This is a genomic window from Pollutimonas harenae (assembly GCF_004153685.1).
GTDB lineage: Bacteria > Pseudomonadota > Gammaproteobacteria > Burkholderiales > Burkholderiaceae_B > Pusillimonas_C > Pusillimonas_C harenae.
This window is the reverse complement of the sequence record NZ_SDQD01000001.1, coordinates 1,289,233-1,311,568: the sequence shown is the minus strand read 5'-3', so window position 1 is coordinate 1,311,568 and position 22,336 is coordinate 1,289,233. Positions and strand designations below refer to the sequence as shown.

Here is a 22,336-nt window from a genome sequence, read left to right as displayed (position 1 = left end):
CGCGCCATGATTCTTTATTTGCACGGTTTTCGTTCCTCCCCCAAATCGTACAAAGCCAGGCTCATGGCGCAGGCCATGCAGGAGCGGGGGCTGGCAGACGACTGGGTTTGCCCACAGTTGCCAGCCAGCCCGCAACGGGCGCTGGCACTCGGCCATCACCTGATAGAACAAGCCAGGCAAACACATGGTCTGCGCCCCGCCCAAGACCTGGTTATTGCTGGCTCATCACTGGGCGGATACTACGCCACCTGCCTGGCCGAGCACTGGAAGTGCCGTGCGATCGTCATGAACCCGGTGGTGTACGCCGCCCGCGACCTGGCCACCCAGGTGGGCGAGCACACCATGTACCATTCAGAGGCTCCTTTTGTATTCCTGCCCGAACATGTTGACGAGCTGGCTGATATGGCCGCAGGCAAGCCTGCCCACCCCGAACGTTACTATCTGCTGGCGGCCAAGGGCGACGAAGTTCTCGATTGGCAGGAGATGGTCGACTGGTACCAGGGCTGCCAAGGCCAGGTTCTTGAAGGCAGTGATCACGGCATATCCGATTTCGATCAGTATCTGCCTGACGTCCTGGCATTTGCACTGAACTCTGACTGACACAGTCCGCACTAAAATAAACCTTTACCCAACGATGCGCGCTTATGCGCATCTCACCGGATCATTATGTACGTTCTTTACGAAGAAAGCGGCAACTTCAAGGCACAAAAAATCTTCTCGCAAAGCGACTCCACCATGCAGGTCGAGTCCGAATCGGGCAAACGCAGCAAAATCAAGAATGCCGCTGTATTGTTCAACTTTGAGCAACCCGTCCCCGCCGAGCTGATGACACAGGCCGAGGCCCTGGCGCAGACGCTTGAAATCGACTTTCTATGGGAGTGCGCGCCTCAGGAAGAATTTGAGGCCACCGCTTTTGCCGAAGACTATTTTGGACACGTACCCTCTGCGGTCGAAAAGGCTGCACTGATTTTTGCGCTGAACAGTGCGCCCGCCTATTTCCACCGCCGCGGCAAGGGCTGCTACCGGCCCGCCCCTCCCGACATACTGGCTGCCGCGCTGGCTGCCATCGAAAAAAAGCAAAAGCAAGCCGCCCAGCAACAGGAGTGGACCGATCAAATGATGGCTGGGGTCTTGCCCGAACCCATCGCCGAAGTGGCGTCCTCCTTGCTGACACGGCCTGACAAGAACACCCTGCAGTGGAAGGCTTTCGAAGCGGCCGTGAACCAAACCGGGACCAGCCCCGAAAAACTGCTATTGTCGCTGGGCGCCTGGCCCCATGCCCTGGCCTTGCGCCAACACCAGTTTTTATCCACCCACTTTCCGCAAGGCACGGAGTTTGCTCCCGTCACACTGGAAGAAGTGGGAAGCGATCTTCCTGTCACCGACGTCATTGCCTATTCGGTGGACGATTCCAGCACGATCGAGGTTGATGATGCCCTGTCGGTCAGCACCATCGATGAAAACACCGTCAGAGTAGGCATACATATTGCCGTACCAGGCCTGGCGGTATGTCGCGATAATGAATTCGACAAGCTCGCCCGGCGACGCATGTCGACGGTATACATTCCTGGCCTGAAGATTCCCATGCTGCCCCGCGAACTGATCAGCGCTTTTTCGCTGGATGAAGGTCAGCAGCGCCCTGCCCTGTCACTGTACGTGACGGCCAACCTGTCAACCGGCGAAGTCCTTTCTTCTGAGACACGTCTGGAGCGGATCACTGTAAAAGAGAATTTGCGGCATAACACACTGGATGCGCAAGTAACCGAAGAAGCACTGAATGATCCTGATGCTGCACTTCCCTATGGCGAATGGTTGCGCCCACTATGGCGTCTGGCCATACAGCTTGCGGCCCAACGCGAACAGGTACGTGGCAAACCCGAAAACAATAATCGGGTCGAATACTCCTTTGTACTGGACGGCCCGCATGACAACCCCGATTCGCGGGTACAACTGGTGCCTCGGCGGCGCAATGCACCGCTGGACAGGCTGGTGGCCGAATACATGATACTGGCGAACAACACCTGGGGGGGCTTGCTGGCCCAGCATGGCGTACCAGGTATTTACCGTTCCCAGCAAGCCGGCCGGGTACGGATGTCCACCCATGCACTACCTCATGAAGCGATAGGCGTGCCCCAATATGCCTGGTCCACGTCACCGCTAAGGCGTTACGTCGACCTGGTCAATCAGTGGCAGATATTGGCAGCTGCAGAACACGGTGTATCGGCCCGCCTGGTTGCCCCCTTCAAGCCCAAAGATGCCGACCTATATGCCATTATCGGCGCTTTCGAGTCGCAATATACGGCCTGGAGCGACTACCAGTCCGCCATGGAACGCTACTGGTGTCTGCGCTGGCTGCAGCAGCAAGGCATCACCACCGTCCAGGGCAGCATCATTCGCGACGACCTGGTTCGCCTGGACTGCGCGCCCTTTGTGACCCGGGTTGCTGCACTACCCGAGCTTGAGCGCGGCCAGGTGGTCAGCCTCGATATCATGGGGTTCGATGAACTGGGCCTGGAGATCGACTGCCGCCTGCGTGAAGTGGTCGAGGCTTAGGGCCTTTCATAGATCAAGGGCCAACCATGTCCACGCTTGCCGCCCTGCTGCGAATACCGACACCTCGCAACGATTATTTGCGTATTGCCCTGGTATTATCGCTGGCCATCCACGGACTTCTGCTGACGCTGCGTTTCGTGGCACCACAAGCACCTGCACCCATACCGGAAGCGCTGGAAGTCACTTTGGTCAATGCCCGCTCAGAAACTGCGCCACGGCAGCCCAGGATGCTGGCGCAAAACCAGCTGCATGGCGGCGGCGAGGCGGAAGCGGGGCAGGCGGCTTCACCTTTGCCCCGCACCGTCGCCGAATCACCCAACCAGATCGTGCTGGCAGCGCTGCGCAAGCGTCAGCAAGAGCTCGAGGCAGAACAGCAGCGTCTGTACACCCTGCTGGTGTCAAAGCAGCAAGCCCCGCCCGAAAGCCCGCAGTCAGAACTGAATGAGCCCATCCAGGAACAAGGCGAGGACGAACTGGAGCAGGACAGCCTGATACTCAATGCAAAAATCAGCGCTATCAAGCAACGTATTGAAGAATACAACGCACAGCCGAGAATGCAGTTTTCAGGGCCCTCTGCCCAGGCGGTGGACTACGCCGCCTATGTTGAAGCCTGGCGCCAAAAAATCGAGTTGCTGGGTACCGAGCATTACCCGGCCGAGGCCCGAGGAAAACTATACGGCAGTCTGCAAATGACGGTTTACATACGACAGGATGGTTCGTTGGCAAAAGTGGAAATCACTCGGCCATCCAGTCATGCCGTGCTAAACCTGGCCGCCGCACGCATCGTGCAACTGGCGGCCCCTTTTGCTCCCCTTCCGGCGGCCATCGCGCAGCACACCGATGTGTTCGCCATTACGCGCACATGGCATTTTGAACATCAATCCCTGACAACCCATTCTCCATGACAACGACGACATCCCTGATGCGATTCGGTGTGGTCGGCAACCCGATTGCACACAGCCGCTCACCCTTCATACATGAAGCGTTTGCCAGCCAGACCGGCATCTCCCTTTGCTACGACCGCATCCTGGCACCGCTGGACGGCTTTGCCCATACCTGCAAAGATTTCTTTGCACACGGCGGCACGGGTTTGAACATCACCGTGCCTTTCAAGGAACAAGCTTTTGTCCTGGCGCAAGCGCACCTGACTCCTCGCGCGCGCCTGGCTGGCGCAGTCAATACGCTCTGGATGGCAAACGGCCACCTGCATGGCTGCAATACCGATGGCGAGGGCCTGCTGAAAGACCTCGAACGCCTGGACTACAGTCCGGCCGGAAAACGTGTTTTGCTGTTGGGCGCGGGCGGCGCAGCCCGGGGAGCTGTTTTTCCATTACTGGCAGCCGGGTGCACCAGGCTGCACATTGCCAACCGTAATCCCGAGCGAGCCCAACAGCTGCAGGCACATATCCTTGGGCATATGCCAGAATTTACCGGGCGGCTCTCGGCCGGAGCCCTGCAGCAGGCGAGCGGTGTCTGGGACATCATCATCAACGCAACCTCCAGCAGTCTGGGGAGCACACCACCCGATCTGCCTGGCGGACTCTACGCATCAGGCGCCTTGGCCTACGACATGGTGTATGCCAGCCAGGACACGCCCTTCATGCTGCAGGCCCGCGAACAAGGTGCGGCACAGGTGGCCGACGGCCTGGGCATGCTGGTGGGACAGGCCGCCGCCAGCTACGAGATATGGCACGGCACCAGACCTGAAATCTCTGCGGTGCTCAAGGCGCTGCGCCTCGCGCTTTATACTTGAACCATGAGCACCCGGAAAATCAATAAGACCAAAGTCGTGTTTGTCGCCTTACTGGCTGCACTGGCAGCCGCCTTACTCTATCTGTTCGGCTTGTTTGTGATGGTGTTGTGGCTCAGCGTCAAAAACCCCAGCAGCAGCGCCTTCATGAAGGCCACCCTGAATGAGCTCAGGGCAAGCGACCCCGACGCATCCCTTAAGTTTCAATGGGTACCCTACGACCAGATCAGCAATCATCTGAAGCGTGCCGTAGTGGCGTCGGAAGACTCCAAGTTCGTCGAGCACGAGGGCGTCGAGTGGGACGCCATACGCAAGGCCTGGATATACAACCAGAAGCAAGCCGAACGCGGCAAAAGCAAGCGACGCGGCGGCTCAACCATCACTCAGCAATTGGCCAAAAACCTGTTTTTGTCGGAGTCGCGGACTTATCTGCGCAAAGCTCAGGAACTCGTCCTGACCTACATGATCGAGTTCGTGATGAGCAAAGAGCGCATACTTGAGCTGTACTTGAATATCGCCCAGTGGGGCAGCGACGTTTTCGGCGCTGAAGCTGCCGCCCGACATTATTTCAAGACTAGCGCCGGCGGCCTGAGCCGATACCAGTCCGCCAAGTTGGCGTCCATGCTGCCTCGACCAGACTATTACGACGAACACCGCAACACCTCGTACTTGAACTCGCGCACGGCCACCATACAAAAACGCATGCGTATGGTGGATATCCCCTAAGGCAACGAGCTGGGCCCGGGCGGCATCACCACCCCGGCAAATGTTAAGCTTGCATTTTTATCTGTGCTGTCCTGTTCAGGCACCAAACCATTTTCATGCGCACTGCCCGCCGTTATCTCGCCAAAGAAATCTATCGCTCCACCATGGTGGTACTGATGGCGCTGATCGGCCTGTTCACCTTTTTTGCTCTGATCGAAGAGCTCGACAACCTAAGCAACCAGTTCACACTGCTGAACCTGTTTTACATGCAGGCTCTGGCTTTGCCTACAACGCTATACGATCTTCTGCCCATAGGCCTACTGATCGGCGCCATTCTGGCGCTTGCGGGGCTGGCGCAGCGCAATGAACTGGTCATTTTGCGGGTTTCCGGCGTCAGCGGCATGAAATTGCTGACCATGCTCTGGATCGTGACTATTCCCCTGGTATTTGGGGCTTTCATATTGTCCGAAATCATTACGCCAGCCGCCGAGATCAAATCCAGCGAGGCCAGCCTGACCCTGCTGGGCAAAGCGGGTGGCGGCCGCCTGAACAGCGGATACTGGTTCAAAGAGTCGGACAACGAAGACGGGACACGCATCATCAATATTGCGCAACTCAAATCCAGCGGCAATGTCGCCGACATCACCCTGTACGAGTTCAAGAATGGGCAAGAACTGGCTCGCTTCTCGACCGCCAAGCAAGGACAGTTTACTGACGGTACCTTAGTGCTTAGCGACGTGAAGCAAACCACTGTCAAAGCAAACTCACTTTCCACTCTGGCTAACGCAGTCCAGCCCGATGGGCCGCTTACACTCCTGGAAACATTGCCCAAACGCACGCTGAAAACCAGCCTGACGCCGGAAAGGCTGATCGCCCGGGTCCTGACGCCCGAACGCATGTCCATACGCGTTCTGCTGGACTACATCGACTATCTGGAAAACAATAGTTTGCAAACCGACAGGCAGATCGTCGCCCTGTGGCGCAAAATGGCCTATCCGTTTACCTTGCTGGTAATGATCACCATTGCTGCCCCCATCAGCTTCATGCAAACACGGCGCGGCGGCGTTGGCAGCAAAGTCTTTATCGGTATTTTGCTGGGTGTGGGCTTCTTCATGCTGAACCAGCTGGCACTGAACGTGGGCATGCTCAATCAGTGGGCTCCCTGGGTAACTGCCCTGCTGCCCAACCTGGGTGCCCTGGGACTGGCCCTGGGCGCCCTGACGCTCATGGAGAACCAGCATAATGTGCGGCGCTTCAATCAAACACGCTGGCCGTGGAGCAAGTCCACTGTATGACCACTACTGACTCAGGCGGCAACATCTGGATGGTCGGCGACCTCCAGGGTTGCTGCTCCCCCTTGCAAGCCCTGCTGACGCATCCCGATATTGCTGACGACCCTGGCACACACTTCTGGTTCGCCGGTGATCTGATCAACCGAGGCCCGGACTCTCTGGGTACACTACGCCGTGTCATGGCCCTGGGCGACCGAGCCACTACCGTACTGGGCAATCACGACCTGCACTTCCTTGCCATCGCTGCCGGCATCAAAAAGCCAGGTAAATCAGACACCATTCACGACATTCTGGACGCCCCCGACTCACAAGAACTGATTACCTGGTTGCGGCACCGCCCGTTGGCTCACTACGAGCAAGGCCATCTGCTGGTCCATGCCGGCGTACTGCCCGCCTGGAGTGTTGAAAAAACGCTCATGCTGGCGGAGGAAATCGAATCGGCCCTGCAAGGTCCCGACTGGAAAAACATGCTCGAGCGCATGTACGGCAACGAGCCCACATATTGGGACGACAAGCTACGCGGCGACGAACGGCTACGGGTGATTGTCAATGCCCTGACCCGCATGCGCATGTGCACTGCGGACGGACATATGGAGTTCTCGCACAAAGAGGCGCCGGTCGCCAGCCCTCATCTCATGCCCTGGTTCGATGTACCGGGCCGCGTCGCGCAACAAGACACCATCGTATTCGGGCACTGGTCAACACTGGGCCTGATGCTACGACCCGATGCGATCTGTCTGGACACGGGCTGCATATGGGGCAGGGAACTGACCGCTGTCCGCATGAGCGACCATAAAGTGGTGCAGGTCGCCTGCAAGCAGTATCAAAGTCCTGGGCGTCACTGATCCGCTTTGCCAATCACTGCCTGCCGTATGACATGATGGGCACGCGCGGCGACCTGGCTGCGCCCCATCTGCTCACAGGTATCGGCCGACATGGCCTCGAGGAAGGCAACGTCGACGACCACCCCGGTCGTACCCAGCAAGTACCAGAGGTTTTGCAATAGATTCTGCTCGCCCACGAAGGCGTTGTAATCGCTGCGTTGGCCGCGATGGAAGAATCGCAAGGCGACTGGCTGGACATCTACATGAGCCCGCAGCGCCGCATCGAACAAACTGGAGTGAAAGGGACCGACATCAAAACCGCTGGAAGTGGTTCCTTCCGGAAATAAACCGACAACCTCGCCCTGACTGAAACGACCCTTCATTTGCTCGGCGACCGCTCGGATAGCGTTGCGGTTGCCCCGCTCGATAAACACCGTACCGGCCCCGGCCACCAGCCATCCGATCATCGGCCAGCGCCTGATTTCGCTCTTGGCCACAAACGCCGTGGAACGAATACTGTTAAGCACAAAGATATCTACCCAGGACACATGGTTGACTACCCACAGCACAGCCCCCGTCCGCAGGGGTTCGCCGCGCACTCGCACTTTGACCCCGCAAACGCGCATCAACAAGCGCGACCAATACAGGCTCATAGCCGTACGTATCTGCAGTGAAGCCACCGGAAAAACCAGGACCACCAATAGCAAGCCAAAAAGAATCAGTATCGCAACACAGCTCACGCGCAGCAAGAAAAGCAAAATCCCCAATCCGATCCCTTTGTTTATGATGACTGGGCAAGCCCATCGAGATAGCGCTGCAAGATAACCGCTGCGGCTACGGCGTCGTCGTCTGTATTATTACCCAGCATTTGCTGGGCCTCCATACTGGAGCCCCGCTCATCAACCAACACGGTTTCCACACCAAAGCGACCATGCAGCTGGTTGGCAAAACGGCGGCATCGCAAGCTGGCATACTGCTCTGAGCCATCGGTGGCCAAAGGCAGGCCCACTACCACCTTATCGGGCTGCCATTCGTTCAACAAGCTGGCAATGGCTGCAAATCGCTGCTCACGGGTAACAGGAAAAAGAATATCGAGTGGCCGGGCTTGACGGGTCAATGTATTGCCTATGGCCACGCCTATTTTTTTCGTGCCGTAGTCGAAGGCGAGCAAGGTGCTGTCAGGCATGGCCCGCTTCGCCCGCCAGCATCAGTGGATCGATGCCCAGCTGGGCCAATGCAACCTGGTACATGTTTTCGGACGGCGTCTTGAACAGAATGTCGTTGGTAGCGCCCACGTTCAGCCAGGCATTTTGCGACATTTCGCTTTCTAGTTGTCCGGCACCCCAGCCCGCATAACCCAGGGTGATCAATAATTGTTCGGGCCCCTTGCCCTGCGCCACATCTTGCAAGACATCACGAGAAGTCGTGAGCGCCACATCGCCCAGTTGAATACTGGAACTATAGCCACCCACAGGCGCATGCAACACAAAGCCGCGATCGGTTTGCACCGGCCCGCCAAAATACACCGGGGAATCCTGGACAGGACCGATTTCGAGCGACAAATCCAGGTCAATACGCTGCAAGAGACCACCGACAGTCAGGTCTGTAGGTCTGTTGATGACCAGACCAAGCGCACCCTGATCGGTGTGCTCGCATACGTAAATAACGGTGTTAGCCAGATTGCCCGACACCTTGCCCGGCATGGCCAGCAAGAGTTGTTGGGAAAAATTGACGCTGGATGTTGCGTCGGACTGCTTAGCTGATGAGTTCACGACGCGCTCTCCAGAAAGTAGCAATGACTGCCTCGATGCTTAGACCTCTATTAATTCAAAATCTTCTTTACGGGCCCCGCATTCCGGACAAACCCAGTTGGGCGGGACGTCTTCCCAGAGGGTTCCGGGCGCAATGCCTTCTTCAGGCAAGCCAGCTTCCTCATCATATATCCAACCGCAAATCAGACACATCCATGTACGCATTTTATTGTTACTCACTGAAATGTATAAATTGGGAATCCGGCGGATTCCGCATCCTTCTATTAGAATGGGGACGATACTGCCAAACCCAATAGCAATACTTGGATATTACCGCCGTGCAAGCCCCCACTCCGCCACTTGTACTTATTTTCGGCCCTTTTGACCCAAGCGGGTCGAGTAGCCTGCCTGCCGACGCGGTTACCTGCGCCTCGTTGGGCTGCCATCCGCTGTCGACCCTGACGGCCACATTGGTGCGAGACACAGCTGGCACCGAAGATATTCAGCCCCTTGCTCCCGAACTGATCGACGACCAGGCCCGCTGCCTGCTCGAAGACATGAACGTGCAAGCCATCAAAATAGGACCTTTGTACACGCCCGAATCCGTAAGTGTACTAGCCCAGATCGCTGCCGATTACAACCACGTGCCCCTGGTCCTGCATCTGGCTCCCGTCCCCGACGAGTCCTTGCTGGAAGACCTGGATACCGAAACGCTGCAAATGGCTATTCTGGATTTGCTGCTTCCGCAGACCGACATTGTAGTGGCGGATCATCATTTGCTTGCGCAATGGGAAAACCAGGGTGTTCTGGCACATGCAGGTACGCCGGTCCAGGCCTTGCTGCAATATGGCGCCAACTGGGTCCTGTCCTCCGGCGCCCCCTTGCGTCCCGGCCATGGCAGCTACCTGCTGCAAGGGGCTGGCAATGAAACCTCCAGCTGGAATTGGCAGCCTCCCGTAGCGCGCCTGGCCGACCCCGACGGCCCTCTGGCTTGCGCCATCACAGCCCAACTGGCTATGGGCCACAAGGTGCCGCAGGCGGTCGAGGCAGCCATTCAGCTCTCCACACCGCTGACAGCACGCACTTTTCAACCAGGCATGGGTCACCGCCTGATCAACCGGTCCGCATCATGAGTCTGTCCTTACGATTTCCACAGGGCTTATACGGCGTTACGCCTGAATGGGACGACACTGACAAGCTGCTTGAAGCCATCGCAGCCGCCGCACGTGGCGGCATGGCCGCACTGCAATGGCGCCGAAAAACGGCCTCGCCCGAAGCGGGTCTGGCCCAGGCCAGGCAGGTAATCGACGCTTGCCGGCAGTTGCAAGTGGTGTCCATCGTCAACGACGACTGGCGCCTGGCTGCACTGATCAATGCTGACGGCGTGCATATCGGACGCGACGACGGCAGCCTTGCCGAAGCCCGCCTGGCATTAGGGCCTGAAAAAATCATAGGCTGTTCATGCTATAACCAACCCGCGCTGGCCGTACCCGCCCTGGCGGCAGGAGTCGATTACATTGCCTTTGGTGCCATGTACCCCTCTCGGGTGAAGCCTGATGCAGTACGTGCGACACTAGAGCATATAGAGCAGGGCCGCATGCTGGTCGAAAGCCGTAAAGAGCAGCCTCGCGCAGCGGTAGTCGTCATAGGCGGTATTACCGCCGATAACGCGGGTCCGCTCATTCATGCCGGGGCCGACAGCATCGCCCTCATCAGCGGTCTGTTCGAAAGCAGCAACATCCAGGCCACAGCCGCCCAATGCAAAATCCTGTTCGACTAAGGCCGGCTCCAGCCGCGCTTGCTATCCTATTGTCCTCGACCTTCATTTTTCCGCATAGAGTCCTGAATTATGTCCCGCAATACTGAATTATTTGAACGCGCCTGCCAAACCATCCCCGGCGGCGTGAACTCTCCCGTCAGGGCTTTCCGTTCGGTGGGCGGAACGCCTCGTTTCATCAAGCGAGCCCAAGGGCCCTATGTCTGGGATGCCGAAGATACGCAATACATTGACTACGTGGGCTCCTGGGGGCCAGCCATTCTGGGCCACGCTCATCCAGAGGTCATCCGTGCTGTGCAAGAGGCAGCCATCGACGGCTTGTCCTTCGGCGCACCGACAGAAGCCGAGATCGAGATCGCAGAAGCCATTGTTGCGCGCCTTCCATCCATAGAAAAAGTCCGGCTGGTCAGCTCAGGCACAGAAGCAACCATGTCGGCCATCAGGCTGGCACGCGGATTTACGGGCCGCAGCAAAATCATCAAGTTCGAAGGCTGTTATCACGGCCACGCCGACAGCCTGCTGGTGAAGGCCGGATCGGGCATGCTGACCTTCGGCAACCCTACCTCGGCCGGCGTGCCGCCCGAATTCATCAAGCACACGCTGGTACTGGATTTCAATCGGCTGGAGGCGGTGGAAGAAGCATTCAAGCAGCATGGTTCAGACATCGCCTGCATTATCGTGGAACCCATCGCAGGCAATATGAACCTGGTCAAACCACAGCCGGGCTTTCTGGAAGGACTGCGCTCTTTGTGCACCCAATATGGCGCCTTGCTGATTTTTGACGAGGTCATGACGGGTTTCCGCGCAGGTCCCCAAGGCGTCCAGGGGCTGACCGGCATCGCCCCCGACCTGACCACGCTGGCCAAGGTAATTGGCGGCGGCATGCCAGTGGGCGCCTTTGGTGGTCGGGCCGACATCATGGAACACATCGCCCCGCTGGGCAACGTTTATCAGGCAGGCACCCTATCGGGCAATCCGGTAGCCGTGGCTGCGGGTCTGGTCACTTTGAAACTGCTGGCTGAACCCGGCTTTTACGACAGGCTGGCCGAGCAGAATCGCAAGCTGACAGAAGGCCTGGCTCAGCGAGCCGCCGCCGCAGGGGTGGCCATGAGCACGGACTATGTAGGCGGGATGTTCGGTCTGTATTTTTCAGAGTCCGTTCCTACGTCGTTCGCTGAAGTCTCCGCTTGCAATGTCGAGCGTTTCAACAAGTTTTTCCACGGCATGCTGATCCGCGGAGTGCATTTTGCACCGTCGGCGTTCGAGGCCGGCTTTATCTCCGGCGCGCACGACGATGCAGTGATCGCAGCGACGCTGGAAGCAGCAGAAGAGGTCTTCGCCAAGCTGTAATTGAGCTGCACTTTAATTGCATCAAAGGGGCTGTCTGAGGGAGGCAAGGCTGCAGCACGCCTAGCCGGAACAGCCCCTGTCGCACAGGCCGTTCTTAAAAAAACAAAAAAACAGATGCCTAAAAAAGCATCCTAGCGTGAAGAATGAGTTTCTTTCATCAAGCATGATGACCCAAACCTCAATGCCCAGGCACCACCGCCGTCACCTCAATCTCCACCCTAGCCCTATCCTCAATCAAATCCGCCACCTCCACCGCAGTCATCGCTGGAAAATGGCGCCCTATCACGTCCCGATAATGACGTCCCACATCCCGCAGCGCCGCCACATACTCCCGCTTATCAACCACATACCACGTCATCCGCGTAATATGCTCAGGCCCCGCCCCACCCGCATTCAAGACAGCCACAATATTCCTTAACGTCTGCCCCACCTGTTCGGCAAAATCATCCGTCTCGAACTCCTGCCGCTCATTCCAGCCCACCTGACCGCCAACAAACAACAACCGGCTGCCTACCTTCATTTCCGTCATGATCCCATTTGCGTAACCCCGAGGCTCAATCCAACTGGGCGGTTGCAAGATATCCATATTATTTTCCTTGTTCAGTAGCTAAAGTGCGCAAGACAAAACGCTGCAGCTTGCCCGTCTCCGTTCGAGGCAAACTGTCTGTAAACTCGATTTCACGCGGATATTTATAAGGCGCAATCGCCGCCTTGACGTGATCCTGTATAGCCTTCACCAGGGCCGCATCACCCTCGAAACCTGGTTTCAGCACCACATAAGCCTTCACTATGCTGCCCCGTTCCGGGTCAGGCTTGCCCACCACACCACACTCGGCCACGGCCTCGTGCAGCAGCAAAGTCCCCTCCACATCCGGACCAGCAATGTTGTAGCCCGAAGAAATAATCATGTCGTCATTACGGGCCTGGTAATACAAATAGCCGTCTTCATCCATAGCAAAAGTATCGCCAGGCAAATTCCAGCCATGCTGTACAAAAACCTGCTGACGCTCATCTTCCAGATAACGGCATCCGGTCGGACCCTTGACAGCCAGCCGGCCCACCACGCCAGGCTCGACCGGGTGGAAGCGCTCATCAACAACTTGTGCGATATAGCCCGGCACGACCTTGCCTATGGCTCCACGCCTTACGTCCTTGCCTGCGCTGGACACATAGACGTGAATCATCTCGGTGCCCCCTATGCCATCAGTCATTTCTATACCACTGGCCTCTTTCCATAGCTGGCGCGTCGCATCGGGCAGCGATTCGCCAGCCGAGACTGTGGTCCTGAGCGTCGACAAATCGTATTTACCGACCAGGGCGGCCATCTGCCGGTAAAAAGTCGGTGCGGTAAACGTCATGGTGGCGCCAAAGTTCTGGACAGTGGCCAGCAGCTCATCCGGTGTCAGTTTCTCAGTTAGTACGACCGACGCCCCCACTCTTAGCGGAAAACACAGCAGGCCGCCCAAGCCAAAAGTAAACGCCAGCGGCGGCGTGCCGCAGACAATATCGTCCGCCTGCATAGTCAGGATATGGCGGGAGAAAGTGTCGCACATGGCCAGCACATCGCGATGAAAATGCATGCAGCCTTTAGGCTTGCCCGTGGTACCGCTGGTAAAGGCAATCAGGCACACATCATCAATGGCCGAATCGCATGCCTGGTAATCATCGGGTTTGGCGGCTGCCAGTGCATCCAGGCTGCCTGGGCTCTGGTCATGAAAATACAGTACCTGACTGAGAGTCGGGCAGTAAGCGGCATGGTTCTTGTCCAGGCAATGCGCTATTTCTTCCGACAGCCTCTGATCGCACAACACCGCACTGATCTCGGCCTTGTCTATGGCTTTCTTCAACTCGCCCGCTCGTAACAGAGGCATGGTGGGCACGGTCACCATGCCTGCCTTGACCGCTGCCAGCCAGGACGCCGCCATCATCACATTGTTTGGTCCGCGCAAGAGCACGCGATTACCCGATTGCAGTCCCATGTCTTCAGTCAGGACCCGTGCAATACGGTTGGTCAGGGCCATCAGGTCACGATACGTCATGCTGCATGGCCGGCCCTCTTCAACCCAACGCAAGGCGATGCGATCGCCATCGCCGCGGCTCACTACATCATCGACCAGCACGACGGCGCAGTTCAGCCGCGCAGGATAATCGACATCTGGATTGTCCTCGAGCAGCAGTTCCGGCCATTGCTCAGGCGGGGGCAGATGGTCCCGCGCAAAAGTATCTGTATAAGCGGATGCTTCCATTGTTGTCTCCTGTATTCTTTCTTGTAGCGGTCAGGCCTGATGTTCTTTCAACAACTCGCGGGCAATAATCAATTTCTGGACCTCGGTCGCGCCTTCGTAAATGCGCAAGGCGCGAATTTCCCGGTATAGTTTTTCGACAGGCGCGCCCGACACCACTCCAGCACCGCCAAACATCTGCAAGGCCCGGTCTATGACGCGCTGCGCCGACTCCGTGGCAGCCATCTTGGCCATGGCCGCTTCGCGCGTTGTCCTGACACCCTTTACGTCGCGCAGCCAGGCTGCCCGATACGTCAGCAAGGCGGCAGCATCGATCTCGCAGGCCATCTCGCCCAGGGCGGCCTGTGTCAGCTGCAAATCGGCCAACGCCTGCCCAAACATACGGCGCGACGTCGCGCGTGATAAGGCTTCGTCCAGGGCGCGCCGCGCGAAACCCAATGCAGCGGCAGCCACTGATGACCGGAAGATGTCCAGCGTCATCATGGCGATCTTGAAGCCCTGCCCAGCCTCTCCCAGCCGTTGCGTGGCGCTCACCCGGCACTGGTCAAAGTTCAAGGTCGCCAGTGGATGCGGCGCCATCACGTCGATGCGCTCGGCGATCGTCAGACCCGGTGTATCGGCATCGACCACGAAAGCGCTGATGCCTCGTGCACCGGGTGCTTCACCTGTACGCACAAACACGCAATAAAAATCGGCAATACCGCCATTGGATATCCAGGTCTTCCGCCCATTCAGCACATAGTCATCGCCATCTCGTGTTGCACTGCACGTCATGGCAGCCACATCAGAGCCCGCATCAGGTTCTGACAAGGCAAAGGCGGCAATGGCCTGGCCTCTGGCAACGCTGGGCAGATATGCTTCCCGCAAGGCATCACTGCCCGCAATGGAGATCGCGCCGCTACCCAAACCCTGCATGGCAAAGGCAAAGTCCGCCAGACCATCATGACGGGCCAGCGTTTCGCGCATAATGCAGACAGACCTCGAGTCGATCTGCGGCCAGCGGCCACCCCATAGACCGTCAGGCCCTGAGGGAACTGCCACGCGCAGCCAATCGGCACGGCCCAACTCGGCCACCAGCGTGCGGCAGGCCTGGTCGGTGTCCCTGTGGTCTATATTCGATAATGCCTGGGCACACCAGGCGTTCGCCTGGGCTGCCAATTGCTGATGACGCTCTTCGAAAAAAGGCCAATCCAGCCAACGCGTATCGCTCATTCAATCACCCTCGAATACCGGTTTCTGCTTGGCCACAAAGGCATCATAGGCACGCCGGAAATCTTTGGTTTGCATGCAAATGGCCTGTGCCTCGGCTTCGGCCTCTATGGCCTCGTCCACGCCCATATTCCACTCCTGATGCAGCAGCTTCTTGGTGATGCCATGCGCGAAGGTCGGTCCGTCGGCCAATTGCCGAGCCAGAGCCTGGGCCGCATCCAGCACGGCGCCGGACTCATGCAAACTATTGAAGAATCCCCATGCCAGACCCTCATCGGCATTCATGGCCCGACCGGTATAGAGCAGCTCTGACGCCCGGCCCTGACCTATCATGCGGGGCAACAACGTGCAGGCTCCCATATCGGCACCCGCCAGGCCTACACGCGTGAACAAAAAGGCTGTCCGGGCCTGGGGCGTACCTATCCGCATATCGGCTGCCAATGCGATCATGGCCCCGGCGCCCGCGCATATGCCATCGACAGCGGCCACCACAGGCTGAGGGCAGGCGCGCATAGCCTTGATCAGATCACCCGTCATACGTGTGAAGTCCAGCAACTCGGGCATACTCATTTTGGTGAGTGGCCCGATGATTTCGTGCACATCGCCACCCGAGCAAAAATTGCCACCCGCACCAGTCACCACCACCGTCTTGATATCGGTGGCATATGCCAACCCGCGAAACAGGTCGCGGATTTCGGCATAGGAATCGAAGGTCAATGGATTCTTGCGATCGGGCCGGTTCAAAGTGAGCGTGGCGAGCTTGCCATCGGCCGACACCGACCACAGAAAGTGCTGGGCCTGGTAATCGGCATAAGGACGCTTGTGATGCGTCATGGTATGTACGACTGATTCCAATGTAGATCTCCTTTGTGTTCTGTAGCTAACGGGACTTGGGTGTGCTTTACCCCGCCATCACTTCCCCACCATCGACAGGGATGGCTTGGCCCGTTACGGAACTTGCGCCGGGACTGCATAGCCAGGCCACGGCATCGGCCACTTCTTGCGGCTGAACCAGGCGGCCCTGCGGATTGCGGTTGGCCAGTTTGGCCTGGGCCTGCTCGGCCGTCAGGCCGGTTTTCCGGCTGATATTGCTGACGGCATCGCGCACAATATCGGTTTCGGTATAGCCCGGGCACACCGCATTCACGGTTATCCCCTGCTTGGCGGTTTCCAGGGCAACCCCTCGCGTCAGTCCGACAACACCGTGCTTGGCGGCACAATAGGCACTGACATACTGGTAGCCGATCAGGCCGGCGGTACTCGCAATATTCACAATGCGCCCCCAGCCGTTCTCTCGCATATCAGGCAAAGCAGCCTGCATGCAATGGAAGACACCTGTCAGGTTGACGGCCAGCATCTGCTGCCAGGCGGCGAAGTCTGTTCTTTCAAAGGGTTGGCTAAGCGCCTGCCCGGCATTGTTGACCAGTATGTCTATGGGACCGCCATGCTGCCTGGCCTGGTCAAAGACACGCTGGACATCATCGCCTTGCGCCACATCACCCGTCTCGGTGTGTATGTCGCCATAGCGGGCAAGTTCGTCTGCCGCCAGCGCCAATGCAGCCACATCACGCCCCGTAATCGTGACACGCGCACCCAACTCGGCCAGACGTCGGGCAGTTTCATAGCCGATGCCACGCGATCCGCCGGTCACCAGCGCGTGACGCCCTGCCAATACTTTATCGGTGCTCATTTGCCTACCGGCTGCGCATAGGCAGCGGCCCGTTCAAAATTGGTTTCCAGCTGTTTCTTGGCCGGGAAGTACTGACGCGGCCAGTCCACCTCGGTGCAGCCTATACGGGCCGATTCACGCAAGGTCCAGGCGGCATCAGCCAGATGGGGCCGTGCCAGCGCGCACAGGTCAGCACGCCCCGACGCAATAATGCTGTTGACATGGTCGGCCTCGAAGATGGCACCGACCGCAATGGTGGGTATCCCCGCTTCGTTGCGCACGCGGTCGGAAAAAGGTGTTTGATACATGCGGCCATATACGGGCTGCTCGGCCTTGCTGACTTGTCCGGAAGAGCAGTCGATCAAGTCGGCTCCCGCCTCTTTGAAACGCATGGCAATCTGTATGGCATCGTCGGCGGTAATCCCGCCTTCTACCCAATCGTGCGCCGAAATACGCACTGACATTGGCAGGTGTTGCGGCCAGACGTCGCGTATGGCATTGAACACACGCAATGGGTAACGCAGGCGGTTCTCGAGCGAGCCACCGTATTCGTCGTTGCGCTGATTGGTCAGTGGCGAAATGAAGCTGGACAGCAGATAGCCATGCGCGCAATGTAGCTCCAGCCAGTCAAAGCCTGCTTGCGCCGCTCGCTGCGCCGCTTGCACAAACTGCTCGCAGACCTGATCCATTTGAGCTTGCGACATGGCTTGCGGCACCTGCGACACCCCTTCGATATAAGGCAGGGCCGAAGCGGAGACCAGCGGCCAGTTGCCTTCGGCGAGCGGCATGTCGGTGCCCTCCCAACTGACCCGTGTCGAACCTTTGCGTCCGGCATGGCCCAGCTGCATGCCTATGTGCGCATCACTGTTCTGATGCACAAAATCCACAATGCGCGCGAAGGCCTGCATTTGCTGATCATTCCACAAGCCGGGACATCCCGGCGTAATGCGGGCTTCGGGCGACACGCAGGTCATCTCGACCATGACCAGACCGGCTCCGCCCATGGCCCGGCTGCCCAGATGCACCAGGTGAAAATCGCCAGGCATACCGTCTACGCTGGAATACATGGCCATAGGAGACACCACAATCCGGTTCTTTAGACGGATGTCGCGTGCCTTATAAGGGGTGAGCATGGGCGGTACGGCAGGCTGGCCATCTGGCGCCATGCCCGCCCTGACAGCCAGCCAACGCTCGTAATCGGCCAGCCAGGCTGCGTCACGCAACCGCAGGTTCTCGTGCGAAATGCGTTGCGAACGGGTCAACAGGGAATAGGCAAACTGCTGCGGCTCGAGCTGAGCATAACGCTGGACGTTCTCAAACCATTCTGTGGAGTTTCTTGCAGCATTCTGGATTTTGAGGACCTCGACACTACGCACTTCCTGGTAGTGAGTCAGTGCGGCCTGCACATCACCCGGATGTGCCTTGAGTGAGGCATGCAGCTCTATGGCATCTTCCAGTGCCAGCTTGGTACCCGAGCCTATGGAAAAGTGCGCCGTGTGCGCCGCATCACCCATCAGGACCACGGGCACGCTGTGGCCACTAGGCAGGGTTTGCTGATGCACCCAGGTGTCGCAAATGACACGCGGAAAACGTATCCAGATGGCGGAACCTCGTAAGTGACCGGCATTGGAGATCAATGCATTGCCATCCAGCCACGGCGCAAACAATTGCTCGCAATAGGCTATGCCGTCTTCCTGACTCATGGTGTCCAACCCCGCCGCCTTCCAGGTTTCGTCCAGGGTTTCAACAATAAATGTCGACATGCCAGGCTCAAACTGATAGGCATGCGCCTGGAACCAGCCGTACTCGGTTTGCACAAAGGCAAAGGTGAAGGCGTCAAAAGTCTGGTGAGTGCCCAGCCAGACGAATCGGCATTGCCTGGTGTCGATGTCAGGGCGGTAAGTCTCGGTGTAACGGGTGCGTATGCGACTGTTCAAGCCATCGGACGCTATGAGCAGGTCCGCCTGATATTGTTCGGCAATAGCCTGGTCGTCGGTCACGTCGGTTTCGAACACCAGGCGCACGCCCAACTGCTCGCAACGCTCTTGCAGGATATTCAAGAGTTTCTTGCGGCCTATGCCTATGAAGCCGTGGCCGCTGCTGCGCAGGCTCTGGCCTTTAAAGTGGATCTCGATATCATCCCAGTGATTGAAGGCCGCACTGATCTGCTCTGCAGAAATGGCATCTGCCTGCTTCAGGTTATCGAGCGTGGCATCTGAAAAAACCACGCCCCAGCCAAAGGTATCGTAGGGTCGATTGCGCTCGACGATGATGACCTCATTGCCGGGATCATGCAATTTCATCAGCAGGCCAAAATACAAACCTGCCGGGCCGCCGCCTATGCATACGATGTTCATGTCGTCTCCGGGTATTCCACTTTGCCAACCATGTGCACTATGCAGCGTGGCCTTATGCAGATATTCTTTAAGCTTAAACTATATAGTCAAAGAAAATGACTTGCAAGATATTTTGTTCACGCCGGACATTTCCCACGAAAATGTAATTGAAGATTAAACTATCGATGCCACAACAACATTCGGGATACCGCCGCTACCGCTTATGAGTCACTCCATGCCCCCCATCGCTCCAGGGCCCGCACACAATGTGCCCGATCTGGAAAGCCGCGCAGCGCCCGAAGACCATCAAGATTTGCGCCTGTGGCTACGCATGCTCACCTGCTGCAATCTGATAGAAAGCGAGCTGCGCAGCCGTCTGCGCACCGAATACGAAACCACCCTGCCCCGCTTTGATCTCATGGCGCAATTGCTGCGCGTGCCTGGTGGCATGAAAATGAGCGAATTATCACGGCACATGATGGTGACCAATGGCAATATCACAGGCATCACCGATCAGCTCGAAAAAGAAGGGTTGGTAGAACGCGTGAAGGTAGCCAGCGATCGCCGCAGCTCATTGATCCGCCTCACCACCAAGGGCAAGCGCATTTTCCGGAAAATGGCACAATCGCATGAAGAATGGGTACGGGCCATGCTCGGGGGCCTCTCGGAAAAAAGCCGTAACAACCTGTTCGAAGCACTAGGCGAACTGAAGCTGCTGGCACAACCCCAGCTCTCGGGCCGAAACTGATTTTTCCACTGATTACCGGGTTAAAATCAAGGTTTTGAACCTTTTACTGCTGGCGCATTCATGGCTGTCAATCTATACATCCCTTCGGAATCAGATATTCACCCTGTTGCAGGCGTACAGATCGGCGCTGCCGAGGCCGGCATACGCAAGGCCAATCATCGCGACCTGACAGTATTTCGTCTGGCGGAAGGCAGCAGCGTAGCAGGCGTATTCACGCTCAATCGCTTTCGCGCCGCCCCGGTGCAGGTCTGCGAAACCCATCTCGCCGCAGGTCAGGGCATACGCGCGCTGGTCATCAATACCGGCAACGCCAATGCGGGCACTGGCGAAAGCGGCCTGCAAGCGGCAACACAAACCTGCGTCGAACTGGCCAATATCCTCGATATCAAGCCACAACAGGTACTGCCTTTTTCCACCGGCGTCATCCTGGAGCCCTTGCCGCTCGATCGCTTGGTGGCGGCTTTGCCGCAGGCCGTGGCCGACACAGCGGACAACAACTGGTTCATGGCCGCTCACAGCATCATGACCACCGACACTCAACCCAAAATCGTGTCACGCCGCGTAGCGCTGGGTAACAACACCATTACCATCACGGGCATCAGCAAAGGCGCTGGCATGATACGGCCCAATATGGCCACGATGCTGGGTTTCCTGGCCACCGATGCTGGTATTGCACCTGAATTGCTCACCGACATGGTACGCAGCATTGCCAACCTTTCGTTCAACCGTATTACGGTTGACGGCGATACTTCCACCAACGACTCGTTCATTGTCATGGCCACCGGCCAGAGCGCAGTGCGCATCGAATCCGTCTCCGACCCGCTTTATGCTCCGCTATACAAAGCGTTGGCTGAAGCCGCCACCGAGCTGGCCCAGAAAATCGTACGTGACGCCGAAGGCGCCACCAAATTCATGACGGTGCATGTCGAACAGGCCAAGACCCCCGAAGAAGCACTGAAAGTAGCCTATTCGGTGGCGCAATCGCCACTGGTCAAGACGGCCTTCTATGCATCAGACCCCAACCTGGGGCGCATCTTGTGCGCCATCGGTTATGCCGGTATCGCCGACCTTGACGTTAGCGGCGTCAATTTGTGGCTAGGAGACGTCATGGTGGCCAGCCAGGGTGGCCGCCACCCCAACTACCAGGAAGAAGACGGTCAGCGTGTCATGCAGCAGGCCGAAATTCCCATGCGCATTGCGTTGGGGCGCGGTGAGGCCAGCGAAACCGTCTACACCTGCGATTTTTCGCACGAATACGTCACCATCAATGCCGACTACCGATCCTAGTGGGGTTTGCAGCTTGACGCTTACGAATAAAACACGGTAGAATCATGAGCTTGGCATTTTAGCCAAGATTTTTATTTTAGGAATTCCCACATGTACGCGGTCATAAAAACCGGCGGCAAACAGTATCGTGTTGCTGCAGGTCAAAAACTCAAGATAGAACAGATACCGGCAGACATTGGACAAGAAATCACGCTAGACCAGGTTTTATCGGTTGGCGAAGGCGAGCAGCTGCAAATTGGCACGCCTTTGGTCGCCGGTGCCGTGGTCAAGGCTACCGTTCTTGCACAAGGCCGCCACGACAAGGTAAAGATTTTCAAGATGCGCCGTCGCAAGCACTACCAAAAGCGTCAAGGTCATCGTCAAAATTACACCGAAGTCCGCATCGAAGCCATCACGGCTTAACGATAGACTTAACGGTTTTGTATAGCAGGAGCTAAACATGGCACAGAAAAAAGGCGGCGGCTCAACGCGTAACGGCCGCGACTCAGAATCGAAACGGCTAGGTGTAAAAACCTACGGTGGTCAGGCCATCTCGGCTGGTTCCATCATTGTTCGCCAGCGCGGCACACAGTTCCACCCCGGTGTGAACGTCGGCATAGGCAAAGATCACACTTTGTTCTCGCTGGTAGACGGCACTGTCAAGTTCGCCATCAAAGGCGCACTGAACAAGCGCACCGTATCGGTGATTGCGGCCGAGTAATCATCGGCACACACCCGCAGAAAAGCCCTGCCCTTGAGGCAGGGCTTTTTGTTTTAGAATAGATCGGCAGGTTCACGGCATCACGCCAGGCCCTGCCCGCAAGGCATCACGCAAGCCGGGGGCAGCCCCCCCCCTCTTTATA

General features: G+C 57.6%; 24 protein-coding genes. 14 read left to right on the top strand and 10 right to left on the bottom strand.

Features of this window, described 5'->3' with window-relative positions:
* Window positions 1-6 precede the first annotated feature (6 nt).
* The 7 genes from ERD84_RS06185 (at window position 7) to ERD84_RS06155 (ending at window position 7,145) form a co-directional block, all read left to right on the top strand.
* Window positions 7-600 carry a YqiA/YcfP family alpha/beta fold hydrolase gene (locus ERD84_RS06185; RefSeq protein ID WP_130038716.1) on the top strand — a complete coding sequence of 198 codons (594 nt, stop codon included), beginning with the start codon at window positions 7-9 and terminating at the stop codon, window positions 598-600.
* A 66-nt stretch (window positions 601-666) separates the two neighbouring features.
* The gene (locus ERD84_RS06180; protein WP_130038715.1) at window positions 667-2,553 is read left to right on the top strand and encodes a ribonuclease catalytic domain-containing protein; all 1,887 of its coding nucleotides are present in this window, start codon (window positions 667-669) and stop codon (window positions 2,551-2,553) included.
* Window positions 2,554-2,579: 26 nt separating this feature from the next.
* On the top strand, window positions 2,580-3,458 hold the full coding sequence (locus tag ERD84_RS06175; protein WP_130038714.1) for an energy transducer TonB: 879 nt from the start codon (window positions 2,580-2,582) through the stop codon (window positions 3,456-3,458).
* The gene (gene aroE / locus ERD84_RS06170) at window positions 3,455-4,306 is read left to right on the top strand and encodes a shikimate dehydrogenase (RefSeq protein ID WP_130038713.1); all 852 of its coding nucleotides are present in this window, start codon (window positions 3,455-3,457) and stop codon (window positions 4,304-4,306) included. Before ERD84_RS06175 ends, aroE begins: the two co-directional genes overlap by 4 nt.
* Window positions 4,307-4,309: 3 nt before the next feature.
* Complete coding sequence (gene mtgA, locus ERD84_RS06165; RefSeq protein WP_130038712.1) at window positions 4,310-5,029, top strand: monofunctional biosynthetic peptidoglycan transglycosylase; 720 nt, start codon at window positions 4,310-4,312, stop codon at window positions 5,027-5,029.
* A 95-nt stretch (window positions 5,030-5,124) separates the two neighbouring features.
* Entirely contained in the window at window positions 5,125-6,303 is a 1,179-nt protein-coding gene (gene lptG / locus ERD84_RS06160; RefSeq protein WP_130038711.1) for an LPS export ABC transporter permease LptG, read from the top strand.
* Window positions 6,300-7,145, top strand: coding sequence for a symmetrical bis(5'-nucleosyl)-tetraphosphatase (locus ERD84_RS06155; RefSeq protein ID WP_130038710.1), 846 nt, complete (start codon window positions 6,300-6,302; stop codon window positions 7,143-7,145). Before lptG ends, ERD84_RS06155 begins: the two co-directional genes overlap by 4 nt.
* Here ERD84_RS06155 and ERD84_RS06150 read toward each other — a convergent pair.
* The 4 genes from ERD84_RS06150 to ERD84_RS06135 are packed head-to-tail and all read right to left on the bottom strand — an operon-like array spanning window position 7,139 to window position 9,100.
* Window positions 7,139-7,891 carry a lysophospholipid acyltransferase family protein gene (locus ERD84_RS06150; protein WP_130038709.1) on the bottom strand — a complete coding sequence of 251 codons (753 nt, stop codon included), beginning with the start codon at window positions 7,889-7,891 and terminating at the stop codon, window positions 7,139-7,141. The genes ERD84_RS06155 and ERD84_RS06150 overlap by 7 nt on opposite strands.
* Window positions 7,892-7,905: 14 nt before the next feature.
* Complete coding sequence (gene ruvX, locus ERD84_RS06145) at window positions 7,906-8,310, bottom strand: Holliday junction resolvase RuvX (RefSeq protein ID WP_130038708.1); 405 nt, start codon at window positions 8,308-8,310, stop codon at window positions 7,906-7,908.
* Window positions 8,303-8,896 carry a YqgE/AlgH family protein gene (locus ERD84_RS06140; protein ID WP_130038707.1) on the bottom strand — a complete coding sequence of 198 codons (594 nt, stop codon included), beginning with the start codon at window positions 8,894-8,896 and terminating at the stop codon, window positions 8,303-8,305. Before ERD84_RS06140 ends, ruvX begins: the two co-directional genes overlap by 8 nt.
* A gap of 39 nt (window positions 8,897-8,935) precedes the next feature.
* On the bottom strand, window positions 8,936-9,100 hold the full coding sequence (locus ERD84_RS06135; protein WP_073102607.1) for a rubredoxin: 165 nt from the start codon (window positions 9,098-9,100) through the stop codon (window positions 8,936-8,938).
* 113 nt (window positions 9,101-9,213) lie between these two features.
* On the opposite strand from ERD84_RS06135, the gene thiD reads away from it, so the two are divergent.
* The 3 genes from thiD (at window position 9,214) to hemL (ending at window position 12,002) form a co-directional block, all read left to right on the top strand.
* Window positions 9,214-10,008 (top strand): bifunctional hydroxymethylpyrimidine kinase/phosphomethylpyrimidine kinase, encoded by a 795-nt coding sequence (thiD, locus tag ERD84_RS06130; RefSeq protein WP_130038706.1) that lies wholly within the window; start codon window positions 9,214-9,216, stop codon window positions 10,006-10,008.
* Window positions 10,005-10,655: a thiamine phosphate synthase gene (thiE, locus tag ERD84_RS06125; RefSeq protein ID WP_130038705.1), complete on the top strand. Its 651-nt coding sequence runs from the start codon at window positions 10,005-10,007 to the stop codon at window positions 10,653-10,655. Before thiD ends, thiE begins: the two co-directional genes overlap by 4 nt.
* A 69-nt stretch (window positions 10,656-10,724) precedes the next feature.
* On the top strand, window positions 10,725-12,002 hold the full coding sequence (hemL, locus tag ERD84_RS06120) for a glutamate-1-semialdehyde 2,1-aminomutase (RefSeq protein ID WP_130038704.1): 1,278 nt from the start codon (window positions 10,725-10,727) through the stop codon (window positions 12,000-12,002).
* A 178-nt stretch (window positions 12,003-12,180) separates the two neighbouring features.
* Here hemL and ERD84_RS06115 read toward each other — a convergent pair whose 3' ends face one another.
* From ERD84_RS06115 to ERD84_RS06090, 6 genes are all read right to left on the bottom strand, one after another.
* Window positions 12,181-12,588, bottom strand: coding sequence for a RidA family protein (locus tag ERD84_RS06115; RefSeq protein ID WP_130038703.1), 408 nt, complete (start codon window positions 12,586-12,588; stop codon window positions 12,181-12,183).
* A gap of 1 nt (window position 12,589) precedes the next feature.
* Window positions 12,590-14,248 carry an AMP-binding protein gene (locus ERD84_RS06110; RefSeq protein ID WP_130038702.1) on the bottom strand — a complete coding sequence of 553 codons (1,659 nt, stop codon included), beginning with the start codon at window positions 14,246-14,248 and terminating at the stop codon, window positions 12,590-12,592.
* Between the two features lie 30 nt (window positions 14,249-14,278).
* Window positions 14,279-15,457: an acyl-CoA dehydrogenase family protein gene (locus tag ERD84_RS06105; protein ID WP_130038701.1), complete on the bottom strand. Its 1,179-nt coding sequence runs from the start codon at window positions 15,455-15,457 to the stop codon at window positions 14,279-14,281.
* Window positions 15,458-16,288 carry an enoyl-CoA hydratase family protein gene (locus ERD84_RS06100; RefSeq protein WP_130038897.1) on the bottom strand — a complete coding sequence of 277 codons (831 nt, stop codon included), beginning with the start codon at window positions 16,286-16,288 and terminating at the stop codon, window positions 15,458-15,460.
* 67 nt (window positions 16,289-16,355) lie between these two features.
* A complete protein-coding gene (locus ERD84_RS06095; RefSeq protein ID WP_130038700.1) occupies window positions 16,356-17,144 on the bottom strand; it encodes an SDR family NAD(P)-dependent oxidoreductase in 789 nt (262 codons plus the stop codon).
* Entirely contained in the window at window positions 17,141-19,480 is a 2,340-nt protein-coding gene (locus ERD84_RS06090) for a bifunctional salicylyl-CoA 5-hydroxylase/oxidoreductase (RefSeq protein ID WP_130038699.1), read from the bottom strand. Before ERD84_RS06090 ends, ERD84_RS06095 begins: the two co-directional genes overlap by 4 nt.
* Window positions 19,481-19,694: 214 nt before the next feature.
* On the opposite strand from ERD84_RS06090, the gene ERD84_RS06085 reads away from it, so the two are divergent.
* The 4 genes from ERD84_RS06085 (at window position 19,695) to rpmA (ending at window position 22,194) form a co-directional block, all read left to right on the top strand.
* The gene (locus ERD84_RS06085) at window positions 19,695-20,207 is read left to right on the top strand and encodes a MarR family winged helix-turn-helix transcriptional regulator (RefSeq protein ID WP_245150615.1); all 513 of its coding nucleotides are present in this window, start codon (window positions 19,695-19,697) and stop codon (window positions 20,205-20,207) included.
* A 60-nt stretch (window positions 20,208-20,267) separates the two neighbouring features.
* Window positions 20,268-21,494 carry a bifunctional glutamate N-acetyltransferase/amino-acid acetyltransferase ArgJ gene (gene argJ / locus ERD84_RS06080; RefSeq protein WP_130038697.1) on the top strand — a complete coding sequence of 409 codons (1,227 nt, stop codon included), beginning with the start codon at window positions 20,268-20,270 and terminating at the stop codon, window positions 21,492-21,494.
* 90 nt (window positions 21,495-21,584) lie between these two features.
* A complete protein-coding gene (gene rplU, locus ERD84_RS06075; protein ID WP_130038696.1) occupies window positions 21,585-21,896 on the top strand; it encodes a 50S ribosomal protein L21 in 312 nt (103 codons plus the stop codon).
* Between the two features lie 37 nt (window positions 21,897-21,933).
* On the top strand, window positions 21,934-22,194 hold the full coding sequence (gene rpmA, locus ERD84_RS06070) for a 50S ribosomal protein L27 (protein ID WP_130038695.1): 261 nt from the start codon (window positions 21,934-21,936) through the stop codon (window positions 22,192-22,194).
* Window positions 22,195-22,336 lie beyond the last annotated feature (142 nt).

Coding starts and splice junctions, on each gene's coding strand:
- ERD84_RS06185 (WP_130038716.1), top strand. CDS start 7: ATGATTCTTTATTTGCACGGTTTTCGTTCCTCCCCCAAATCGTACAAA.
- ERD84_RS06180 (WP_130038715.1), top strand. CDS start 667: ATGTACGTTCTTTACGAAGAAAGCGGCAACTTCAAGGCACAAAAAATC.
- ERD84_RS06175 (WP_130038714.1), top strand. CDS start 2,580: ATGTCCACGCTTGCCGCCCTGCTGCGAATACCGACACCTCGCAACGAT.
- aroE (WP_130038713.1), top strand. CDS start 3,455: ATGACAACGACGACATCCCTGATGCGATTCGGTGTGGTCGGCAACCCG.
- mtgA (WP_130038712.1), top strand. CDS start 4,310: ATGAGCACCCGGAAAATCAATAAGACCAAAGTCGTGTTTGTCGCCTTA.
- lptG (WP_130038711.1), top strand. CDS start 5,125: ATGCGCACTGCCCGCCGTTATCTCGCCAAAGAAATCTATCGCTCCACC.
- ERD84_RS06155 (WP_130038710.1), top strand. CDS start 6,300: ATGACCACTACTGACTCAGGCGGCAACATCTGGATGGTCGGCGACCTC.
- ruvX (WP_130038708.1), bottom strand. CDS start 8,310: ATGCCTGACAGCACCTTGCTCGCCTTCGACTACGGCACGAAAAAAATA.
- ERD84_RS06135 (WP_073102607.1), bottom strand. CDS start 9,100: ATGCGTACATGGATGTGTCTGATTTGCGGTTGGATATATGATGAGGAA.
- thiE (WP_130038705.1), top strand. CDS start 10,005: ATGAGTCTGTCCTTACGATTTCCACAGGGCTTATACGGCGTTACGCCT.
- hemL (WP_130038704.1), top strand. CDS start 10,725: ATGTCCCGCAATACTGAATTATTTGAACGCGCCTGCCAAACCATCCCC.
- ERD84_RS06115 (WP_130038703.1), bottom strand. CDS start 12,588: ATGGATATCTTGCAACCGCCCAGTTGGATTGAGCCTCGGGGTTACGCA.
- ERD84_RS06110 (WP_130038702.1), bottom strand. CDS start 14,248: ATGGAAGCATCCGCTTATACAGATACTTTTGCGCGGGACCATCTGCCC.
- ERD84_RS06105 (WP_130038701.1), bottom strand. CDS start 15,457: ATGAGCGATACGCGTTGGCTGGATTGGCCTTTTTTCGAAGAGCGTCAT.
- ERD84_RS06100 (WP_130038897.1), bottom strand. CDS start 16,288: ATGACGCATCACAAGCGTCCTTATGCCGATTACCAGGCCCAGCACTTT.
- ERD84_RS06095 (WP_130038700.1), bottom strand. CDS start 17,144: ATGAGCACCGATAAAGTATTGGCAGGGCGTCACGCGCTGGTGACCGGC.
- ERD84_RS06090 (WP_130038699.1), bottom strand. CDS start 19,480: ATGAACATCGTATGCATAGGCGGCGGCCCGGCAGGTTTGTATTTTGGC.
- ERD84_RS06085 (WP_245150615.1), top strand. CDS start 19,695: ATGCCCCCCATCGCTCCAGGGCCCGCACACAATGTGCCCGATCTGGAA.
- argJ (WP_130038697.1), top strand. CDS start 20,268: ATGGCTGTCAATCTATACATCCCTTCGGAATCAGATATTCACCCTGTT.
- rplU (WP_130038696.1), top strand. CDS start 21,585: ATGTACGCGGTCATAAAAACCGGCGGCAAACAGTATCGTGTTGCTGCA.
- rpmA (WP_130038695.1), top strand. CDS start 21,934: ATGGCACAGAAAAAAGGCGGCGGCTCAACGCGTAACGGCCGCGACTCA.